Here is an 18,373-nt window from a genome sequence, read left to right on the forward strand (position 1 = left end):
GTCAGTTCTCCTGTTTCAGCCGCGCGCGCAGCAAGGTTTGCGGGGGTGCGTCGATGCGCTCGAAATCCACGCCGAACACGGCATCCAGCCCCGGCGCATGCAGCAGTTCGGCAGGGGCTCCATCGAGCGCAATGCGCCCCTGGTCCAGCACGATGACGCGCCCGAAGTGCGCCAGCGCCAGGTCCAGGTCATGCATGACCACCAGCACCAGCCGCTCGCGCCCACGCTGCGCCAGCGCCTGCACCAGGGCCAGGCGGTGGCGCACGTCCAGCGCGGCGCCGGGCTCGTCGGCCAGCAGCACGGGCGGGTCGGTGGCCAGCACCGTGGCCAGCAGGGCACGCGCCTGCTCGCCGCCCGACAGCGTGGACCAGCGCCTGCGCGCGAAATCCTGCAGCCCGGCGCCGGCAATGGCCGCCTCGACATCACCCCTGCCCGCCAGCCGCATGTGCATGAGCTCGGCCAGCGTCAGGTCCCAGTGCGGTGCAAAGCGCTGGGGCATGTAGCCCACGCGGCGTGCGCGCTCGGCCACGGGCAGGGTTGCAATGTCTTGCCCGTCCAGCAGCACGCTGCCGGATGCAGGCGCCTGCAGCCCCGCCAGCAGGGACAGCAGGCTGGACTTGCCCGCGCCATTGGGTCCGACCAGGGCCACGGCGCCGCAGGCGGGCAGCTGCAGCGAGACGGCGTCCAGCACGCTGCGGCCACGGTGGCGCAGCGTGAGGGACCGGGCCTGCAGGCGTGGTGGGGCGCAAGGGATGGCACCGTTCATGCGGACCTCAGCCTGCGCGCCAGCAGCACGATGAAGAAGGGCCCGCCGGCCACGGCCGTGACCAGGCCCAGCGGGATTTCGGCCGGCGGCAGCACGCTGCGCGCAATCGCGTCGGCCAGCGTGACGATGATGGCGCCCGTGAGCGCCGACGCCGGCAGGGCCGCGCGGTGCAGCGGTCCCGCCATCCAGCGCGCGATGTGCGGCGCAGCCAGCCCCACGAAGGCCACCAGCCCGCCATAGGCCACGGCCACGGCCACCACCAGCGAGCCGGCCAGCACGGCCAGCGGCGTGAAGCGCGCCACATCCAGGCCGAAGCCCTGGGCCGCATCGGCACCCAGGCCCAGCAGGTCCAGCCCGCGCGCCAGCGCCATGGCCCCGGCCAGGCAGGCCAGGGAGGCACCGGCCAGCAGGCCCAGCCCGCTCCAGGACGGCGTCTGTATGCCCCCCAGCACCCAGCTGAGCACCACCTGCAGGCTCACCGTCTCATCGGACAGCGCCAGCATCAGGAACGAGCGCAGCGCGCCCAGCACGGCCGCCAGCGCCACGCCGGCCAGCAGCATGCCGGCCGCATCGGTGGCACCGGCCACGCGCGAGACGGCCAGCACCAGCATGGTCGAGCCCCAGGCGCCCGCAAAGGCCAGCACGGGCAGCGTCCAGGCCTGGGGCAGGCCGAACAATAGATGCATGGGAACCAGCAAGGCGACAGTCGCCCCCAGCGCCGCGCCGCCCGAGGCGCCCAGCAGATAGGGCTCGGCCAGCGGATTGCGGAACACGCCCTGGAAGATGGCTCCCGACAGGCCCAGCAGCGCGCCCACCAGGGCGGCTGCCAGCACGCGCGGCACGCGCCACTGCAGCAGCAGCCGGCTGCGCAGGCTGTCTTCGCCGCCCAGCGCGGCCAGCAGGTCGGCCGGGCTGGCCCACTGGTGGCCCGCGCAGGCGGCGATCAGCAGGCTGGCCAGCAGCAGCAGGACCGCACCGGCCCAGGGGCGCCACGCAGGTGTCCGTGAAAGGGAATTCATGCGGCCTCCCCGGCCCAGGCCGCAGGGTGCAGCCAGCGCGAGAGCTTTTCCACGCCGCCGAAGGTGCGCGGCCCGGGAATCAGGAACTCGGCGCGCGCCACTGTGGTGGCCCGGCCGCCGCGCACGGCACGCAGGTCGCGCCAGCCGCGCTGGCCGATCAGGTCCTGCATGGCCTCCTGCGTGCCTGCGAACAGCAGCACATCAGGGTCGGCGGCCAGCACGGCCTCGGGCGAGACCTGGGGCACCGTGCCCAGGCCGTCCAGCGCGAACGCGGCGCCCGCGCGCACCATGGCCTCGCCGGTATAGGTGCCCGGCCGGGCCGCCAGCAGCATGCCGTTGCCCAGCCGGCCCGTGACCATGAGGGCGCGCGGCCGGGGCTGGTCGGCCACCTGCCGGTCCACGCGCAGCAGCCGCGCTTCCTGCGCCAGGGCCAGCGCCTGGCCGCGCGCCTGCACGCCCGTGGCGCGGGCCACCAGGCGCAGGTTGTCCATCACCTCGGCCAGCGAGCGGCTGAGCAGCACCATCACCGGCACGCCGATGCGCTCCATGGGATCGACCAGCTGGTGCGCCGCCTGGCGCGCGGGCGTGACGATGACCAGGTCCGGCTGGCGCGCCACCACGGCGTCAACCGAGAACCCCAGCCGCCCGCCCACCTTGGGAATGCGCTCCACGCCCGGTGGAAAGCGCGTGAAATCCTCCACGCCCACCACGCGGTCCAGCAGGCCCAGCGCGGCCACCAGCTCGGTGTTGGAGGCAAAGATGGAGACGATGCGCTGCGGCGGCGCAGCAATCTCCACGCGCCGGCCCAGCGCATCCTGCAGCACCACCGGCCCGCCTGCAGCGACGGTGTCGGCCCATGCCGCGGGCAGGCCGCAGGCCAGGGCCGCCGCCGCGCCCTGGCGCAGCAACTGGCGGCGCGTGGTGCTGGATTGCCTCATGCCGTGGTCCTCAAAACTCTGCTTGCAGGCCGACCATGAGTTCGCGCCCGGCCATCGACGTTCCGCAGCCGCCGTTCTGGTACGCCGGGTTGGCGATGCAGGGCGCACGGTCCAGCGCGATGAAGATGGGATGGCGGTTCAGGTCGAACAGGTTGTTGACGGCCGCGAACAGCTTGACACCGCGCGACACGCGGTAGTCGGCCCGCAGGTTCCAGATGGTGAAGGCACCTTTGCGGTGGATGAAGGTGCTGCTGGGCTCGCCCTGCGGGATGAGCAGCGCCTCTTCCGTGTCGTACCACATGGGACCGCGCAGCAGCGTGGACAGCTGCAGGCTCCAGTCGCCCTGCAGCCGCCCGCTGCCGCGCCCGTAGCGCACGCCGGCCGAGGCCTCGTAGCGGTACATGCGCTGCACCTTGTCGGTATTGGCCGAGGCGGCCGAGCCCTTGTCCCGCATGCTGAAGTGGTAGTAGCCGCCAGCCCAGGCCTTGAGCTGGTGGCCCGTCAGGTTCAGCGCCCGCGCCAGGTCCATGTCGGCCTGCATTTCCAGGCCGCGCGCCACGATGTCGGCCGCGTTGTTGGCGTAGTCCGAGGTGTTGGTCGTGGCCCCGCGCGAGACGGTGATGATGCGGTCGCTGATGGTGTTCTGGAACAGGGCCGCATCCACGCGCCAGCCAGGCTGCTGCAGCGCGGCGCCGACCTCGATCTGGCGGCTGGTCTCGGGCTTGAGGTTGGGGTTGCCGAAGGTGCGGCCACCGCCGACGGCCGTGAAGTCCGAGGCCAGCTCCGTGGCCGTGGGCGCGCGGAAACCCGTGGAGGCCGCAGCGCGCAGCGTGAGCCGGTCCGTGGCTTTCCAGGTGGCGCCGGCCGACCAGGTGTGGTTGTCGTAGTCGCGCGTGCTGGCCTGGGCCAGGGCGAGATTGGGCGTATCGTCGAAACGCGTCGTGCCCCAGGTCTTGCGCAGGCCGGCACGCAGGGTCAGGCGGTCGTCGAACAGGGTCTGCGCGTCCTCGAAGTACAGCGCGTGCACCTGCTCGGTCTGGTTGTTGTCGTAGGGCGCGACCTGGCCCGCCGGGCCGCCCGGCATGGCCACGCGCAGGCGGTCGGAGCGCAGCTTGCTGCGCTCCCAGTCAAAGCCCATCAGCAGGTCATTGGTCTGGCTGACACGCAGGCGCGGCTGAAAGCGCAGGCCCGTGGCGTCCAGCTGGCGATGGTTGTAGTCGCGCGCCGTGCCGGGCACGGCACTGTTGCCCGAGCGGATCACGGGCGATGCCCAGTTGAACTCATCGGTATCGACCAGGCTGTAGAGGTGGGTCGTCCAGCTCAGGCGCTGGCCGGGCAGTGCGCCCTCGTAGGTCAGGTCCAGCGAGCGGTTGCTGCGGTTGTCGCGGCTGTAGATGTTGGCGCCCGATCCGCGAAAGCCTGCGTTGTAGATGCCGTCCGTGCGCAGTTGCAGCTCCACGCGGTGCAGCTCGTGCAGCTGCCAGCCCAGGGCGCCGCTGGCGCCGCGCCGCTTCCAGCCCGTGTTCTCCATGCGCGTGCCGCCGTCGCCCGACTCGTAGTCGCCGCGCCCGCCTGCGCTCACGCCGAAGTACCAGTCGAAGCGGTCATTGGCGCCGGCCGTCTGCGCATCGGTGCGCCACAGGTCCCATGAACCGGCCTGGACCTGAGCGCGCGTGCCGGGTGCGGTAGCTCCCGTCTTCATGATGATGTTGACCACCCCGCCCATGGCCTGGCTGCCGTAGATCACCGAGGACGGGCCGCGCACGATCTCGATGCGCTCCACATCCGAGGGGCTGAGCTTGGACAGGTTGGCCGTGCCCGCGCGCCGGCCGTTGACCAGCACCAGCACCTGGCTGCGGAAGTCGCGCCCCTGGCCGTCGGTGGAGGCGCCGCGCAGGTTCATCGAGGTCTGGGCCGCCGTCCATTCGCTGAGAAAGCCCACGGCGTTCTCGGCCAGCAGGTCGGTGACCGAGCGCGCGCTGGAGCGCTCTATGGCCTCGCGGTCGATGGTCTGCGTGGTGCCCGCGATGCGGCTGCGCGCCTCGGGCCGCGCGGTGGCGGTCACGAAGACGGCGTCCAGCGCATCGTCGGCGGAGTCCGTGGATCGGCCCGAGGCCGGCTCCTGCGCGGCGCCGGCCGCTGCAGCGCAGCTGGCCAGCAGGACGGCGGCCGCTACGGGCCGCAGGCTGGAGACAAGAGGGAGAACAGAGAGAAGGCCGGAGGAATCGGCGGCCGAAGAAGCGAAGCGCATGCGTTGAACCCAACTGCCCCACTCACCCGCGGGGCCTATCGTCTGAACCACGCCGCACAGCGCGCACGCCGGAGCCGGCCACGGCAGCGCAGGCTGGGGCCGGACCGGACAGGCGCACTCCCGCGGCGTCCGAAAGCAATGCAGAAGGCCGGTATCCGGGCTTGCGGAACGCTGCGGCGCGCAGGGTGGGCGCGCTGCGGCAGGCATCCCCGCCTTCCCATGCCCGAGAAGGACACAGTGGCTTGCGGCGCGTGGTTTGTGGGGCGTCCGCGTGGGGAGTTGTATTCCGCTGACCGTTGCGGGGGCAGCGCAGGCATTGCGAGCGGCCACCTCGATGGCATCGCGCACCTGCTTCCCGTTGAACCCCTGGCCGGTGAACGGCATGGGGCACCTTCAGCAACAGCGCACCGCCACGGCCCAGGGGCTGCGGCGGTGCGCCAGCGGCGGATTATCGCCCAGCCCAGAAGCCCGGCACCCGGGCCAGCGCCCGCAGCGCGCGACGGCTGCTGCGCGCGCTGGTGGCCAGGCGGGCCTGCAGGTAGCCGGCGGCGAACCAGGCGCGCGGATCCGTGCCGGCCTCGTCACGAAAATGCTCCGCCGCCACGGCCATGTCGTTGTGCAGGCCCAGCGCGTCCTGGGCGGGCACCAGCGCCTCGGCAAAGCGCCGGCCCTTTTTGCCGGGCCACATTCCGGGCGCGAATTCCCGCGCAAAGTCCGCCAGGTAGCGCAGGCGCTTGAGCCGCTTGCGCACGCGGTGCTGCTGCGCCAGCGACAGGCGGTCGAAGTGCCGGCCGTCGCGCAGCACCTGGCGGTGCAGGCGCGCCAGCCGCCGTGCCAGGTACTTGCGCGTGCCTGCGGCGGACAGGTGGGCAAAACGGGCCGATGGCTCTGCCTGCGGCGCCTGCGCCAGCGCCTGGATCCCGGCCAGCGCGTGCAGGAATGGCGGCTCGCGCACGGCAGCGGCTGCATCCGCCTGCACGGCCTGCGGCGCCTGCCAGTCGCACAGGGGCGCATGGGCGGCCTGCAGCAGCGGGCGCACCACATCGGCCAGCGTATCGGCATCGCGCAGCGTGCCCAACTGCGCAAAGGCCTGGGCCAGGGGTTCATCCCATTCGGCGCGCATGCCGGGCGCCAGCCCTGCGCACTCACGCAGCACGGTGCGCAGGCGCCGCAGGGCCACGCGCAGCTGGTGGATGGTCTCGGCATCGCTGCCACCGCCCTCCAAGACCGCCAGATGCGACTGCACCTGGGCCAGGGCAGCAGCCAGCGCCGCACGCACAAAGCCGGCCGCATCGGGCCGGTCAGGGTGCTGCTTCGCAGGGGTGGACATGGTCAGGCAAGGAGATGTGGACGTTGCCGACGATTGTGGGCGCAGCGCCGCGCCAGGGTCAATCCATGGTCAATCGGCGCCCTCCCCGCTCAGGCTGTGCAGCGCGGGCCGGGCAATGCGCACATAGTCGGCCGAGTCCAGCACGATGGAGCGGTCCAGCCGGCCCGCGTTGAAGGCGATCTCGCCAAAGCGCTCGACCAGGGCCGGGTCCACCACCAGGCGCACCTGCGGGTTGAAGGAGAACGGCGGCACCGATCCCATCACGCAGCCCGTGGCGGCCTGGGCCTCCTCGGGCGAGGCCAGCGTGGCCTTGCGCACGCCCACGGCCTGGGCTAGGCGCTTGAAGTCCAGCTTGCGGTCGCCGGGCAGCACGGCCAGGAACAGCTGGGGATCGCCCGCACCGGCCGCATCGCGGCTCTTGCAGAGCATGGCCTTGGCGCCCTGGCCGGGGGCGGTGCCCCGGATTTCGGCGACCAGGTCAGAGCGGCCTTCGGCCGGATGTTCCAGCACGCGAAAACGCGCGCCCTGGGATTGCAGCAGGTCTACAAGGGTGTCGAACATGGTGGAAAGCGCAGAGAAGTCGTCTGGATTTTGACATTTTGTCCAATTCAAAACAAAATGTCCAACATGACCCAACGAACCCCTGAACAGCGCCAGCTTCTGGACCAGTTGGCCCAGATCGCCGAAGGCCTGGGCCAGACCTTTGCCCCGTTCTGCGAGGTGGTGGTGCATGACCTGCTCGACCCCTCCCATGCGGTGCTGGCCATCCACAACAACCTGTCGGGCCGCGAAGTGGGCCAGGGCGCGACGGAGCTGGGCCTGGCCCGCATCCTCGACCCCGGCTACGAGCAGGTCATCGCCAACTACCCCAACCAGTTCGCCGATGGCCGCCAGGCCAAGAGCACGTCCATCGGCATCCGCGACTCCGAGGGCCGCTACATCGCCGCGCTGTGCATGAATGTGGACCTGACGATGTTCCAGGGCTTCCAGGGCATGCTCAACCGCTTTGCCGCCGTCAGCGGCGACACCCCCGCGCGCGAAATGCTGGACCCCACGGGCGCCGGCGCAGGCGCCGACACGGTGCGTGCCCGCATCGACCAGTTCGCGGCCCGCCTGGCGACCACGCCGCGCGCCCTCAAGCCCGAGGAGCGCCGCGCCCTGGTCCGCGAGCTCAAGGGCGCCGGCCTGCTCGATGTGCGCCGCTCCATGGAGACCATTGCCGCCCACCTGGGCGTGTCGCGCGCCACGGTCTACAGCTACGCCAAATAGCTTCCGGCACCCCGCCGGTCTGCAACCCCTTCTCTCCCGTACCGATGACAAGCCTTCCCACCTACGACGACGTGGCCGCAGCGGCCCAACGCATCCAGGGCCATGCCCACCGCACGCCCGTGCTCACCTCGCGCACGCTGGACGATGCGCTGGGCGCCCGCGTCTTCCTGAAGTGCGAGAACCTGCAGCGCATGGGCGCCTTCAAGTTCCGCGGCGCCTTCAACGCCCTGTCTCGCTTCAGCCCGGCGCAGCGCAAGGCCGGCGTGGTGGCGTTTTCCTCGGGCAACCACGCCCAGGCCATCGCCCTGGCAGCACGGCTGCTGGAGATCCCCGCCACCATCGTCATGCCGCATGACGCGCCCGCCGCCAAGGTGGCGGCCACCAAGGGCTATGGCGGCCAGGTGGTGGTCTACGACCGCTATACCGAAGACCGCGAGCAGATCGGCCGCGACCTGGCCGAGCGCCACGGCCTGACCCTGATCCCGCCCTACGACCATGCCGACGTGCTGGCCGGCCAGGGCACGGCCGCCAAGGAACTGTTCGAGGAAACCGGCCCGCTGGACGCCCTCTTCGTGCCGCTGGGCGGCGGCGGCCTGCTGTCAGGCACCGCCCTGTCCACGCGTGCGCTCAGCCCCGAGTGCGCGCTCTACGGGGTGGAACCCGAAGCCGGCAACGACGGCCAGCAGTCGCTGCGCGCAGGCCGCATCGTCCACATAGACACCCCCAAGACCATTGCCGACGGCGCCCAGACCCAGCACCTGGGCGGCATCACCTTCCCCATCATCCAGCGCGACGTGACCGACATCCTCACCGCCAGCGATGCCGAGCTGGTCGACGCCATGGGCTTCCTGGCCACGCGCATGAAGCTCGTGGTCGAGCCCACCGGCTGCCTGGGCCTGGCCGCCGCGCGCCAGAAAAGCGAAGAGCTGCGCGGACGGCGCGTGGGCATCATCCTCAGCGGCGGCAATGTGGACATGCAGCGCTTTTGCAGCCTGCTGGGCACGCCGATGTGAATTCGCCACAGGGCCCTGAAAAACGACTGGGCACGCTGTGGAGCCGGCTTCTATACTGCGGCGGCAATTGTGAATTAATGTTTCATCGTTAACAAATCCACAACCCCAGCGTGCTTGCCAGGCAGCCCCGAGGACCAGAGGATGCCGCCGCGCGCCCACCACTGCGCCCCATGAACAAGCCCACCAGCCTCCATTCCACCTGGATCATCCCGGCCCTTTCCTCCTTGCTGGTCCTGCATGCCGCAGGCGCCATGGCGGCCGACATCACGCTCACCCCCCCGGCGGGCGGCGGCTTTGTCATCAAGAACCAGGGCGGCCAGGAGCGGTTCAGGGTGCAGGACAGCGGGCAGGTCTACGTGCCCGGCCTGCCCGCCACCACGCCCGGCGGCCAGCTGACCTGCCATGACGGCGCCACCGGCCAGCTGGTGCAATGCGCGGCAGGCACCGGGGTGGGTGCAACAGGAGCCACAGGCGCGACAGGAGCCACCGGCGTCACGGGCGCCACGGGTCCTGCCGGTGCCACGGGAGCCACCGGCCCCACAGGCGCAACCGGCGCCGGCGCAACGGGGGCCACCGGCGTCACAGGGCCTACGGGAGCGACAGGCGTCACCGGCGCCACGGGAGTGACCGGAAGCACCGGGGCCACCGGAGCCACCGGGGTGACGGGCTCGACCGGCGCCACCGGGGCCACGGGCATCACCGGGCCTACGGGTGCCACGGGGACGACCGGTGCCACCGGCCCCACGGGAGCCACCGGCCTGCAGGGCACGGCGGGAACGGCCGGGCCGCAAGGCATACAGGGCATTACCGGGGCCACGGGCACGACAGGCGCCACTGGCAACACCGGCGCCACTGGCAGCACCGGAGCGACCGGGCCCACGGGTGCCACCGGCCCCACTGGCAGCGTAGGTTCCCTGACCGAGGCGTTCGCCAGTACGGCATGCGTTCCCAGCAACACGGTCGCCACCAGTGTCACGGCGACCTGCACGGCCGGGTCCGTTGTCTCGGGCGGATGCAACTCGGCCGACCCTACCCAGCATTCGTTGGCCGGCTCCCGGCGCCTGGCCAGCAACCAATGGATCTGCACCTACAACTGCGGCAGCACAGCCAACATTACGGCCTACGCGTACTGCCAATAGGGCGGCCCGCGCAAGCCGCCGCCCTCACCCCGCCCTCACCCGCGCGGGCTGAAGGTGCGCGGAAACACCACGGGCGCGCTGCGGTCGGCCAGGCGGTAGCCCATGGCCGGGCGGCGTGACGTGCCCTCCACCTGGCCGGCCTCGACCAGAAAGCCGGCCGCCATCATGCGCGTGCGAAAACCGCTCTTGTCCACAGGGCGGCCCAGCACCACCTCGTAGGCCTGCTGGAGCTGCGGCAGCGTGAAAGGCTCGGGCAGCAGAAAGGCCGGCAGCGAGGTGTATTCCACCTTGCCCCGCAGCCGCTCCACCGCTGCGCGCAGGATCTCGCCGTGGTCGAAGGCCAGCGCAGGCGCGCGCAGCAGTTCATCGACGGCAAACCACGACACATCGGCCGCATTCGCGCCCTTGGCCAGGATCAGGTCGTGGCCCGGGATCAGCGCGAAATACACATGCGTGGCCGACCAGCCACGCGGGTCGCGCGCCGCGCCGCCCCAGCTTCCCAGCTGCTCCAGGTAGGGGCTGTCCACACCCGTCTTGTCCAGCAGCTTGCGCCGCGCGCAGGCCAGCAGGTCTGCGTCCTGGCGCACATCCACAAAGCCGCCGGGCAGCGCCCACAGCCCCGGAAACGGCTCGCTGCCCGCCGTGGGGCGCTGCACCAGCAGCACCTGCAGGGCATCGTCTGCCACCGTGAAGATGACCACGTCCACCGTGGTGAACGGGCGCGGGAAGTCCAGCGCGCCCTGCGGGGATGGGGAATTTTTTTCAGCCATGGGATGGATTGTGCTTGACGTGCCGGATTTTAAGTTGCACTATGCAACCCATACAAGTTGCACAGAGCAACTTAAAGGAGAAGCACCATGTTCGGCATCCGTTTCATCAAGTCCCAACCCACGGTCCACCTCATGCAGTTCCGCGCCGGCAAGGTGGTGCGCGAGGGTGCGGGCCAGTCCTTCTTCTACTACGCGCCCACCACCACCCTGGTCGCGGTGCCCGTGGGCAGCCAGGACTGCCACTTCATGCTGGAGCTGGTGACGGCCGACTTCCAGAGCGTCACCGTGCAGGGCCAGGTCACCTACCGCATCAGCACACCGCGCCAGACCGCCACGCTGATGGACTTCTCCCTGGCGCGCGACGGCCAAAAATACCTGTCCGAAGACCCGCAGCGCCTGGGCGACCGCGTGACCATGCAGGCCGAGGTCATCATCCAGCAGGCCGTGCAGGCGCTGGACCTCAAGCAGGCGCTGCGCTCCTCGGCGCTCATTGCGCGCACGGCCCAGCAGGAGCTGGCCGCCCAGCCCGAGATCGAGGCGCTGGGGCTGGAGATCCTGGGCGTCTCGGTCATGGCCGTCAAACCCACGCCCGACATCGCCCGCGCCCTGGAAGCCGAGGCGCGCGAATCCAACCTCAAGGCTGCCGACGACGCCGTCTATGCCCGCCGCATGGCTGCCGTGGAAAACGAGCGCGCCATCCGCCAGAACGAGCTCGATACCGACGTGGCCGTGGAAAAGAAAAAGCGCCAGATCCGCGAGGCCCAGCTGGAAGCCAAGGCCGCCCAGATGCGCAAGGAAAACGAGCTGCGCGCCGAACAGATGTCTGCAGACGTGGCGCTGGAGACCAGCCGCCGCGACTTCGTCGAAGGCCAGGCCGCCAACAGCCGCACCCTGGCCGAGGCCGAGGCCTACCGCGTGGGCGCCGTCATGCAGGCCCTGGAAAAGGCCGATCCGCGCATCGTGCAATCGCTGGCCGCCGTGGGCATGCAGCCGGGCCAGCTCATCGCCCAGGCCTTTGGCGGCATTGCCGAGAAGGCCGAGCGCATCGGCCAGCTCAACGTCTCGCCCGAGCTGCTGCAGTCGCTCATGGGAGCCGGTGCAGGCCATGCAGCCGCCGTGCCCGATCCCGAGCCCGCAAGGAGCCGCCGTGAACGCCAATGAACGCAAGACCGTGCTGGTGGTGCGGCGCACGCGGCTCGATGAGCTGGTGGCCAGGTACCACACGCTGTCCCAGGCGCGCTTCTACATCGAGCACCTGGGCGCCGACTTCGGCGACTACCTGCGCGAAAGCGCCGCCTACGCCGCCGCCCTGCAGGCCGTGGTGCAGGCGCTGGAGGCGCGCGGCCGCTACCAGATCGTGGACCGCGCCCTGGTGCCCAACTTCGTCTTCGGCGCCGACGACATCGTGGTGGCACTGGGCCAGGACGGCATGGTGGCCAACACCATGAAATACCTGGACGGCCAGCCGCTCATCGGCGTCAACCCCGAGCCCGCGCGCTGGGACGGCCTGCTGCTGCCCTTCGCCCCCGCCGACCTGGCCGCCCTGCTGGGCGACGTGGCCGCCAACCGCCGCCCCACGCGCGCCGTCACCCTGGCCGAAGCGCGCCTGAGCGACGGCCAGGTGCTGCGCGCCGCCAACGACCTGTTCATCGGCCCGCGCAGCCATACCTCGGCCCTGTACGACATCACGCTGGGCGAGCGGCGCGAATCCCAGTCGTCCTCCGGTCTCATCGTCGCCACGGGGCTGGGCTCGTCCGCATGGATCAAGAGCATCGTCACGGGATCGATGGGCATTGCCCGCGCCGTGCGCGGCGCGTCCACCGACTTCGACTACCAGCCCTTCGCCTGGGATGCGCCACGCCTGGACTTCGCCGTGCGCGAGCCCTTTCCCAGCCGCTCCTCCACGGCCGAACTGGTCTACGGCCAGGTCACCGCCGGCCAGCCGCTGACCCTGCGCTCGCGCATGCCCGACCATGGCGTCATCTTCTCGGACGGCATGGAGGCCGACTACCTGCAGTTCACGGCGGGCATGCAGGCCACCATCGGCCTGTCGGACCGGCAGGGCTGCCTGGTGGTGTGAAGCCCGAAGCACGGACAATCATCAACACAACAAGAAAATCCATGGAAATGGACCGTATGAACAACAAGAACACACTGACATCGACCAGCAAATTCATGAGCCTGGTCCTGCGCCACAACCCCGGCCGCGCCGGGCTCGCCCTCGACGCCCAGGGCTGGGTCTCCATCGACGCATTGCTGCGCGGCGCCCAGGCGGCCGGCCGCAACATCTCACCCGCACTGCTGATGGAGGTGGTGCAAAGCTGCCCCAAGCAGCGCTTTGCCATCAGCGCCGACGGCCTGCGCATCCGCGCCAGCCAGGGGCATTCCGTGCAGATCGACCTGGGCCTGCAGGCCAGCGTGCCGCCGCAGCGCCTCTACCATGGCACGGCCACGCGCTTTCTGGACTCCATCCTGCGCACCGGCCTGGACCGGCGCAACCGCCACCACGTGCACCTGACCGACAACCTGGCCACGGCCCGCTCCGTGGGCCAGCGCTATGGCCGGTTGGTGCTGCTGGAGATCGATGCGGCGCGCATGCATGCCGATGCCTGCCTGTTCTACCGCTCGGACAACGGCGTCTGGCTCACGGACAGCGTGGCACCGCACTACCTGCGCGTGCTGGCCGAAGAGGAACACGATGAAACCCATCATTGCCCTTGACGCCGATGGCGTGCTGCTGGACTACAACCGCGCCTATGCCGGTGCCTGGGAGCGCGCGTTCGGCCAGCGCCCCGCCGAGGCCGACCCCCATGCCTACTGGGCCATGGACCGCTGGGCCGTGCAGGCGCTGGACGGCGAGCGCCTGCAACAGTTCAGGGCCTGCATGGACGACGACTTCTGGCGCAGCATTCCCGCGCTGGGCAATGCCTTGCAGGCCTGCCAAGACCTGCAGGGCGCTGGCTACGAACTGGTCTGCGTGACGGCCCTGGCGGCGCACTTCGAGCAGGCCCGCCTGGGCAACCTGCGCGACCTCGGCTTTCCCATCGACCGCGTGATCGCCACGGGCCGGACCACCGGCCTGCGCAGCCCCAAGGCAGACGCCCTGCAGCGGCTCGGCCCGGTCGCCTTCGTGGACGACTATCTGCCCTACCTCCGGGACATTGGCCCGGGCATTCACGCGGCCCTGGTGTGCCGCGGCCCGAACGGCACGCCCAACACCGGGCCGGACCTGGTCCACGCCCACTCGCAGCACGCAGACCTGATGGCCTTCAGCCAGTGGTGGCTGCAGCAAGCTCCATCGCATTCCTGAAACGGCACACACGGCAACGAGACAGCCCATGACTACGACAGACCACATCGCCTCCCTGCAAGACCTCCAGAACGCCATGGCCCAGGGCCTCACCCCGCGCCTCCTGCCGTTCTGGGGCCACCAGCCAGCGGCCGATGGCTCCATCGGCAAGACCTGCATGAGCCAGTGGTTCGAGGCGGGCTTCGAGGTCGATGGCCAGCACTACCCCACGGCCGAGCATTTCATGATGGCGGGCAAGGCACGGCTGTTTGGCGACGAGGCGGCGCACGCGGCCATCGTGCGCTGCCGCACGCCGGGCGAGGCCAAGAAGCTGGGGCGTGGCATCCAGGGCTTCGATGAAGCGGCCTGGGTGGCCGCGCGCATGGGCATCGTGGTGCGCGCCAACGAGGCCAAGTTCTCCCAGAACCCGGCCCTGGCCAGCTATCTGCTGAACACGGGCGACCGGATTCTGGTGGAAGCCAGCCCCGTGGACGCCATCTGGGGCATCGGCCTGGCCGCCGACGACGTGCGCGCCACCGACCCCGCGCGCTGGCAGGGCCTGAACCTGCTGGGCTTTGCCCTCATGCAGGTGCGCGCGCGGCTGCGCAGCACCGCTCCTGACCGACCATGAGCGCGAGCACGGGCATGGCCATGGACACGCTGGACCGATACCGTGGTGCCCTGCTGGGCCTGGCCTGTGGCGACGCCGTGGGAACGACGCTGGAATTCCAGCCGCGCGGCAGCTTTGCGCCGCTGACCGACATGGTCGGCGGCGGCCCGTTCTCGCTGCCCGCAGGCAAGTGGACCGACGATACCTCCATGGCCCTGTGCCTGGCCGAAAGCCTGCTCCAGCGCGGCGGCTGCGACCCGCAGGACCAGATGACGCGCTATGCCAACTGGTACGAATGGGGGTACTGGAGTTCCACCGGCAACTGCTTTGACATCGGCATGGCCACCAGGACGGCCATCCAGCGCTTCCTGGCCACCGGCGATCCGCTGGCCGGGTCGCCCGACCCGGACCAGGCCGGCAACGGCTCCCTGATGCGGCTGGCGCCCGTGCCCATGTTCTTCGGCCCCGACGAGGACCTGGTGCAGCGCATGGCTGAACTCAGCTCACGCACCACCCACGCGGCACCTGAATGCCTGCAGGCCTGCCGCCTGTTCGCCGTGGCGCTGTGCCGGGCACTGCAGGGACTGCCCCGGTCGCAGGTTCTGGACCTGGGCGGCGTTCTGCCAGACGGCGCCAGCCCGCGCCTGCGGGAGATTGCCCGTGGCGACTATCGCGACAAGCCGGCCGCACAGATTCGCGGCAGCGGCTACGTGGTGGACAGCCTGGAGGCGGCCCTGTGGTGCTTTGCGAGGCATGACAGCTTTGAAGGCGCGGTACTGCAGGCCGCCAACCTGGGCGATGACGCCGACACCACGGCAGCCATCACGGGCCAGTTGGCAGGAGCCCTCCACGGCGCCAGCGGCATTGCGGACCGCTGGCTGGAACGCCTGCACCTGGCCCCTGAGATCACAGCCCTGGCCGATGCGCTCTGGCAAGCCGCCAGAGGTGCCAGTGACGCTTCTCCGACCGCACCTCTCAGCAACTGAGCGGACTGGACCAGGCTTGTCTGCGCAACCTCCACGCACCCGAGCTCCGTGACACGCGGGCCTTGCTCTTTACGAATGGCGTGCATGGGCGGCTTTTGACTGAGCCACGCTCCATTATCAGAGCAGTCTGATTGCATCACCTCATATCTTCGGCGTAGAGTGCGAAATACTAAAGAGGCCACCCATCGAATGATTCGATGCTTTCATTTCCAGCCCCTCATTATTCACTCAAAAGTTCAATAAAACTATTGCGTGATATTTTCGAGAATCATACTTCAGCAATGGAGCGAATCAGTATCATGCATTCTTCTTTCATTCCCTCATTTTTCTCGCAAGTACGCCGCCTTGCATTGATCGCCCTTCCATTTCTCATCGCCTTTTCAGCGGCAACGATGAACACCAATGCCTTTGCCGGGGGCGTATTCTCCCCCACCAGCTCCAGCATTTCACTGCCCGAGGAAATAACAGTACCCGGAAATTACTCCAACGGATCGACGCTATGGAAGTCTACGGCAACCGTATTTCATCTTCGAGCAGTGCTGAACACGGCATTCGAGTACGATGTTTCCAAAGCTGTTGTAGCCGCCAATGTTCAATCCGGAAACAAGACGCCCGGATACAATAATGTCTACAGCACCAATATTCCCGGCATTGGAATCCGCTGGTGGGCAACATGGCGCGGGCCCAGCGCTCCCAGTGGCAGAACCATGCCCATTACCACCGAATCAGAAAATCATTCTGGCGCGCTGGGTTATTTCTGGAATGCTTCATCCACCCAGGATGTCTGGATCGAGCTGGTGAAAACCGGCAGCGTTTCCGCTGGCGTGCTAACGGGCTCCGGGATGAACGTCGATATGCGATTCCAGTGCCCCAGCTGCACCGCAGGAAACGTCAACCTGTCCGGCCGCACCAGGGTGGTGGTCGGTCCCTCCTGCTCGGTGGCCGCCTCGACCATCTCCGTACCCATGGGCGCTGTGCCCATCCTGCGATTCACGGGCCTCCAATCCACCTCCATCCCCCAGCACTTCGACATCACGCTGGAATGCAAGGGCGGCGCGCCCGAAAGCGTTCTGCGCCCCCACATCACGCTCACCGATGCCAATGACACCAGCAATCAGAGCACCGTCCTGACCTTGAGCCAGACCGCGCCAGACGGCAAGCCAGTTGCCACCGGAATAGGCATACAGATACTGAAGGATGGCACCGCACTCGGATACGGCCCGGACTCCAACGTGCCTGGCAACACCAACCAATGGAGTGCGGGAACCATCGTCCAGGGCGTTGCCCAGTTCAAGATCCCGCTGACTGCCAAATACGTGCAGACCGCTGCGGCAGTCACGACGGGGCAGGCCAACGGCAGGGCCACCTTCACGCTGAACTACCAGTGAGCAGCGTCCCCGCCCTCAGGGCTTCTTGTCCAGCTGCATTTCCCAGGACTTGAGCTGCTTGGTGCGGGCGCGGGCGAAGTCGCTCCAGCAGTTGGCGCGCGCATCGTCCTTGGCAAAGCTGGCGGAATTGAATTCAGAGAGGAACTCGCAGGCACTGCGTGCGTACTGCACCCAGTTCCTCTGCGCCACTTCCAGCTCTTCCGACGCCTGGGGCATGCGGGCCTTGAGCTTGAGCGACAGCGAGGCGTAGGCGGCCTTGACCATGGCCACGTTCTGCTCGTGCAGGCAGGCGCGCACCTCGGACATGTTGGTGGAGCTTTCCTCGCAATTGCCCGAGCTGGTGGGATTGGCGGCCCAGGCCACGGGGCTGGCACACAGCAGGGCGGCGCAGGCGAGAGGGGCGAGTAGGGACGCTAGGGCTTGGTGCATGGAAGAGGGCTCGCTGGGAGGTGCCGGTGAGCGCAGCACCCCGGCCGTCGCGATTACACCATCGACCCGCCCTGCCTCGGGCCCACATTCCCCTGGTGATCACCCTGATGCAGCGACGCAAAGTGCATAAACATGCTCCCAAAGCTTTGTTGCCGTGGGTCAAGGGCGGCCAGAAGATGCAGGCGTACGCATCTTTCGTTGGCCCTGTTATTCCCCGCTCCCCCGCTCCCGCCATGCACACAAGCCCCACCCTGCGCCGCCAGCCCCGCGCCACCCTTTCCGCATCCCTGACCTTCATCGCCGCCGCGCTGGCCCTGGCCTGCACCCAGGCCCGGGCCGATGCCACGCTGGACAAGATCAAGCAGCGCGGCAAGGTCACCATTGGCGTGCTGGTCAATGGCGGGCCCTTCGGCTCCATCGACCCGTCCACCCAGCAGCTCGTGGGCTGGAACCCCGAGCTGGCACGCGCCCTGGCCAAGGGCCTGGGCGTGGAGGCCGAGCTGGTCCAGGTGCAGACCGCCACGCGCGTGCAGTTTCTGCAGGCCGGCAAGGTGGATCTGCTGATCGCCTCCATGGAGCTGAACCCCGACCGTGCCGAGACCCTGGGCTACGCGCCCACGCCTTTCTACCGCGTGGGCGGCATTGCCGCCGTGCGCAAGGGCAGCGGCATCGCCAGGTGGGAAGACCTGCGCGGCAAGCCCGTGTGCGTGTCCCAGGGCAGCAGTTTTGCCAAGCCGCTGGCCAGCGAGTACGGCGCCCAGGTGCATGGCTACAAGAGCTCGTCGGACTCGCTGCTGGCGCTCAAGGGCGGCAACTGCGTGGCCGCCGTGCATGACAGCACGCTGATCTACCCGCTGCTGCGCAGCAACCCCGAATGGGCGCAGTACTCGGCCCCCATCGCCGGCGAGGTGCTGCCCGCGCCTTCCGTGGTCTGGACCCGCAAGGGCGAGGCCGACACCATCGCCGCCGTGGACAAGGTGGTGCAGGACTGGCACCGCACGGGCTGGCTGATCGCCGCCGAAAAGCGCGTGGGCATAGAGCCGGCCAACCCGCTGCTGCCCGAGCTGCAGGCCAAGTTCAAGTCCGCCAGCTGACCGCCGACCGCCACGGCGGTCCACCCCTGCTTTTTTTCCGACCACCCAGGCCCAGGCCCCGCAAGACGGGGCCGGGCCTTCC

19 protein-coding genes and 1 riboswitch are annotated in these 18,373 nt (G+C 69.3%); of the genes, 11 read left to right on the forward strand and 8 right to left on the reverse strand.

Features of this window, described 5'->3' with window-relative positions; all coding sequences use genetic code 11:
• Nucleotide 1 precedes the first annotated feature (1 nt).
• From IAE24_RS06165 to IAE24_RS06190, 6 genes are all read right to left on the reverse strand, one after another.
• The gene (locus IAE24_RS06165) at nt 2-766 is read right to left on the reverse strand and encodes an ABC transporter ATP-binding protein (RefSeq protein ID WP_013800603.1); all 765 of its coding nucleotides are present in this window, start codon (nt 764-766) and stop codon (nt 2-4) included.
• Entirely contained in the window at nt 763-1,785 is a 1,023-nt protein-coding gene (locus tag IAE24_RS06170) for a FecCD family ABC transporter permease (RefSeq protein WP_071956860.1), read from the reverse strand. Before IAE24_RS06170 ends, IAE24_RS06165 begins: the two co-directional genes overlap by 4 nt.
• The gene (locus tag IAE24_RS06175; protein ID WP_199959041.1) at nt 1,782-2,723 is read right to left on the reverse strand and encodes an ABC transporter substrate-binding protein; all 942 of its coding nucleotides are present in this window, start codon (nt 2,721-2,723) and stop codon (nt 1,782-1,784) included. The genes IAE24_RS06170 and IAE24_RS06175 overlap by 4 nt, the downstream gene beginning before the upstream one ends.
• Before the next feature lie 10 nt (nt 2,724-2,733).
• Complete coding sequence (locus tag IAE24_RS06180) at nt 2,734-4,974, reverse strand: TonB-dependent receptor (RefSeq protein ID WP_199959039.1); 2,241 nt, start codon at nt 4,972-4,974, stop codon at nt 2,734-2,736.
• A gap of 129 nt (nt 4,975-5,103) precedes the next feature.
• Nucleotides 5,104-5,384, reverse strand: a riboswitch (cobalamin riboswitch).
• A gap of 38 nt (nt 5,385-5,422) precedes the next feature.
• Nucleotides 5,423-6,304: a CHAD domain-containing protein gene (locus IAE24_RS06185; protein WP_199959038.1), complete on the reverse strand. Its 882-nt coding sequence runs from the start codon at nt 6,302-6,304 to the stop codon at nt 5,423-5,425.
• Nucleotides 6,305-6,373: 69 nt separating this feature from the next.
• On the reverse strand, nt 6,374-6,865 hold the full coding sequence (locus tag IAE24_RS06190; RefSeq protein ID WP_012207551.1) for a YbaK/prolyl-tRNA synthetase associated domain-containing protein: 492 nt from the start codon (nt 6,863-6,865) through the stop codon (nt 6,374-6,376).
• Between the two features lie 66 nt (nt 6,866-6,931).
• Here IAE24_RS06190 and IAE24_RS06195 point away from each other — a divergent pair, with 66 nt between their 5' ends.
• The 3 genes from IAE24_RS06195 (at nt 6,932) to IAE24_RS06205 (ending at nt 9,725) form a co-directional block, all read left to right on the forward strand.
• A complete protein-coding gene (locus IAE24_RS06195; protein WP_013800599.1) occupies nt 6,932-7,573 on the forward strand; it encodes a helix-turn-helix transcriptional regulator in 642 nt (213 codons plus the stop codon).
• Nucleotides 7,574-7,617: 44 nt separating this feature from the next.
• Nucleotides 7,618-8,586 (forward strand): threo-3-hydroxy-L-aspartate ammonia-lyase, encoded by a 969-nt coding sequence (locus tag IAE24_RS06200; protein ID WP_199959035.1) that lies wholly within the window; start codon nt 7,618-7,620, stop codon nt 8,584-8,586.
• A 170-nt stretch (nt 8,587-8,756) separates the two neighbouring features.
• Nucleotides 8,757-9,725 carry a collagen-like protein gene (locus tag IAE24_RS06205; protein ID WP_199959034.1) on the forward strand — a complete coding sequence of 323 codons (969 nt, stop codon included), beginning with the start codon at nt 8,757-8,759 and terminating at the stop codon, nt 9,723-9,725.
• A 35-nt stretch (nt 9,726-9,760) separates the two neighbouring features.
• Here IAE24_RS06205 and IAE24_RS06210 read toward each other — a convergent pair whose 3' ends face one another.
• Nucleotides 9,761-10,495: an NUDIX hydrolase gene (locus IAE24_RS06210; RefSeq protein WP_016448794.1), complete on the reverse strand. Its 735-nt coding sequence runs from the start codon at nt 10,493-10,495 to the stop codon at nt 9,761-9,763.
• Between the two features lie 87 nt (nt 10,496-10,582).
• On the opposite strand from IAE24_RS06210, the gene IAE24_RS06215 reads away from it, so the two are divergent.
• The 7 genes from IAE24_RS06215 to IAE24_RS06245 all read left to right on the forward strand — a co-directional run bounded on the left by IAE24_RS06215 (nt 10,583) and on the right by IAE24_RS06245 (nt 16,768).
• Nucleotides 10,583-11,656: an SPFH domain-containing protein gene (locus IAE24_RS06215; protein ID WP_199959032.1), complete on the forward strand. Its 1,074-nt coding sequence runs from the start codon at nt 10,583-10,585 to the stop codon at nt 11,654-11,656.
• Nucleotides 11,643-12,575 (forward strand): sugar kinase, encoded by a 933-nt coding sequence (locus IAE24_RS06220; protein WP_071956866.1) that lies wholly within the window; start codon nt 11,643-11,645, stop codon nt 12,573-12,575. The genes IAE24_RS06215 and IAE24_RS06220 overlap by 14 nt, the downstream gene beginning before the upstream one ends.
• 56 nt (nt 12,576-12,631) lie before the next feature.
• Complete coding sequence (locus IAE24_RS06225; RefSeq protein ID WP_123691026.1) at nt 12,632-13,216, forward strand: RNA 2'-phosphotransferase; 585 nt, start codon at nt 12,632-12,634, stop codon at nt 13,214-13,216.
• The gene (locus IAE24_RS06230) at nt 13,194-13,805 is read left to right on the forward strand and encodes an HAD family hydrolase (protein ID WP_199959030.1); all 612 of its coding nucleotides are present in this window, start codon (nt 13,194-13,196) and stop codon (nt 13,803-13,805) included. The genes IAE24_RS06225 and IAE24_RS06230 overlap by 23 nt, the downstream gene beginning before the upstream one ends.
• A 28-nt stretch (nt 13,806-13,833) precedes the next feature.
• The gene (locus IAE24_RS06235) at nt 13,834-14,415 is read left to right on the forward strand and encodes an NADAR family protein (RefSeq protein ID WP_199959028.1); all 582 of its coding nucleotides are present in this window, start codon (nt 13,834-13,836) and stop codon (nt 14,413-14,415) included.
• A complete protein-coding gene (locus tag IAE24_RS06240; protein ID WP_325100511.1) occupies nt 14,412-15,380 on the forward strand; it encodes an ADP-ribosylglycohydrolase family protein in 969 nt (322 codons plus the stop codon). Before IAE24_RS06235 ends, IAE24_RS06240 begins: the two co-directional genes overlap by 4 nt.
• Before the next feature lie 299 nt (nt 15,381-15,679).
• On the forward strand, nt 15,680-16,768 hold the full coding sequence (locus tag IAE24_RS06245) for a fimbrial protein (protein ID WP_233626097.1): 1,089 nt from the start codon (nt 15,680-15,682) through the stop codon (nt 16,766-16,768).
• Nucleotides 16,769-16,783: 15 nt separating this feature from the next.
• On the opposite strand, the gene IAE24_RS06250 is transcribed toward IAE24_RS06245, so the two are convergent.
• Nucleotides 16,784-17,197 (reverse strand): lysozyme inhibitor LprI family protein, encoded by a 414-nt coding sequence (locus tag IAE24_RS06250; protein WP_034397148.1) that lies wholly within the window; start codon nt 17,195-17,197, stop codon nt 16,784-16,786.
• A 233-nt stretch (nt 17,198-17,430) separates the two neighbouring features.
• Between IAE24_RS06250 and IAE24_RS06255 the strand changes: the two genes are divergently transcribed.
• Nucleotides 17,431-18,291 (forward strand): transporter substrate-binding domain-containing protein, encoded by an 861-nt coding sequence (locus tag IAE24_RS06255; protein WP_012207562.1) that lies wholly within the window; start codon nt 17,431-17,433, stop codon nt 18,289-18,291.
• The last annotated feature ends 82 nt before the right edge of the window (nt 18,292-18,373 follow it).

Source organism: Delftia sp. S65 (assembly GCF_016516495.1).
Classification (GTDB): Bacteria; Pseudomonadota; Gammaproteobacteria; order Burkholderiales; family Burkholderiaceae_C; genus Comamonas; species Comamonas acidovorans.

Excerpts from the sequence above, each read along its gene's own strand:
- IAE24_RS06255 (WP_012207562.1), top strand. The coding sequence starts at position 17,431 with ATGCACACAAGCCCCACCCTGCGCCGCCAGCCCCGCGCCACCCTTTCC.
- IAE24_RS06225 (WP_123691026.1), top strand. The coding sequence starts at position 12,632 with ATGAACAACAAGAACACACTGACATCGACCAGCAAATTCATGAGCCTG.
- IAE24_RS06190 (WP_012207551.1), bottom strand. The coding sequence starts at position 6,865 with ATGTTCGACACCCTTGTAGACCTGCTGCAATCCCAGGGCGCGCGTTTT.
- IAE24_RS06230 (WP_199959030.1), top strand. The coding sequence starts at position 13,194 with ATGAAACCCATCATTGCCCTTGACGCCGATGGCGTGCTGCTGGACTAC.
- IAE24_RS06175 (WP_199959041.1), bottom strand. The coding sequence starts at position 2,723 with ATGAGGCAATCCAGCACCACGCGCCGCCAGTTGCTGCGCCAGGGCGCG.
- IAE24_RS06240 (WP_325100511.1), top strand. The coding sequence starts at position 14,412 with ATGAGCGCGAGCACGGGCATGGCCATGGACACGCTGGACCGATACCGT.
- IAE24_RS06180 (WP_199959039.1), bottom strand. The coding sequence starts at position 4,974 with ATGCGCTTCGCTTCTTCGGCCGCCGATTCCTCCGGCCTTCTCTCTGTT.
- IAE24_RS06210 (WP_016448794.1), bottom strand. The coding sequence starts at position 10,495 with ATGGCTGAAAAAAATTCCCCATCCCCGCAGGGCGCGCTGGACTTCCCG.
- IAE24_RS06165 (WP_013800603.1), bottom strand. The coding sequence starts at position 766 with ATGAACGGTGCCATCCCTTGCGCCCCACCACGCCTGCAGGCCCGGTCC.
- IAE24_RS06200 (WP_199959035.1), top strand. The coding sequence starts at position 7,618 with ATGACAAGCCTTCCCACCTACGACGACGTGGCCGCAGCGGCCCAACGC.
- IAE24_RS06215 (WP_199959032.1), top strand. The coding sequence starts at position 10,583 with ATGTTCGGCATCCGTTTCATCAAGTCCCAACCCACGGTCCACCTCATG.
- IAE24_RS06235 (WP_199959028.1), top strand. The coding sequence starts at position 13,834 with ATGACTACGACAGACCACATCGCCTCCCTGCAAGACCTCCAGAACGCC.
- IAE24_RS06245 (WP_233626097.1), top strand. The coding sequence starts at position 15,680 with ATGCATTCTTCTTTCATTCCCTCATTTTTCTCGCAAGTACGCCGCCTT.
- IAE24_RS06250 (WP_034397148.1), bottom strand. The coding sequence starts at position 17,197 with ATGCACCAAGCCCTAGCGTCCCTACTCGCCCCTCTCGCCTGCGCCGCC.
- IAE24_RS06195 (WP_013800599.1), top strand. The coding sequence starts at position 6,932 with ATGACCCAACGAACCCCTGAACAGCGCCAGCTTCTGGACCAGTTGGCC.
- IAE24_RS06185 (WP_199959038.1), bottom strand. The coding sequence starts at position 6,304 with ATGTCCACCCCTGCGAAGCAGCACCCTGACCGGCCCGATGCGGCCGGC.
- IAE24_RS06205 (WP_199959034.1), top strand. The coding sequence starts at position 8,757 with ATGAACAAGCCCACCAGCCTCCATTCCACCTGGATCATCCCGGCCCTT.
- IAE24_RS06170 (WP_071956860.1), bottom strand. The coding sequence starts at position 1,785 with ATGAATTCCCTTTCACGGACACCTGCGTGGCGCCCCTGGGCCGGTGCG.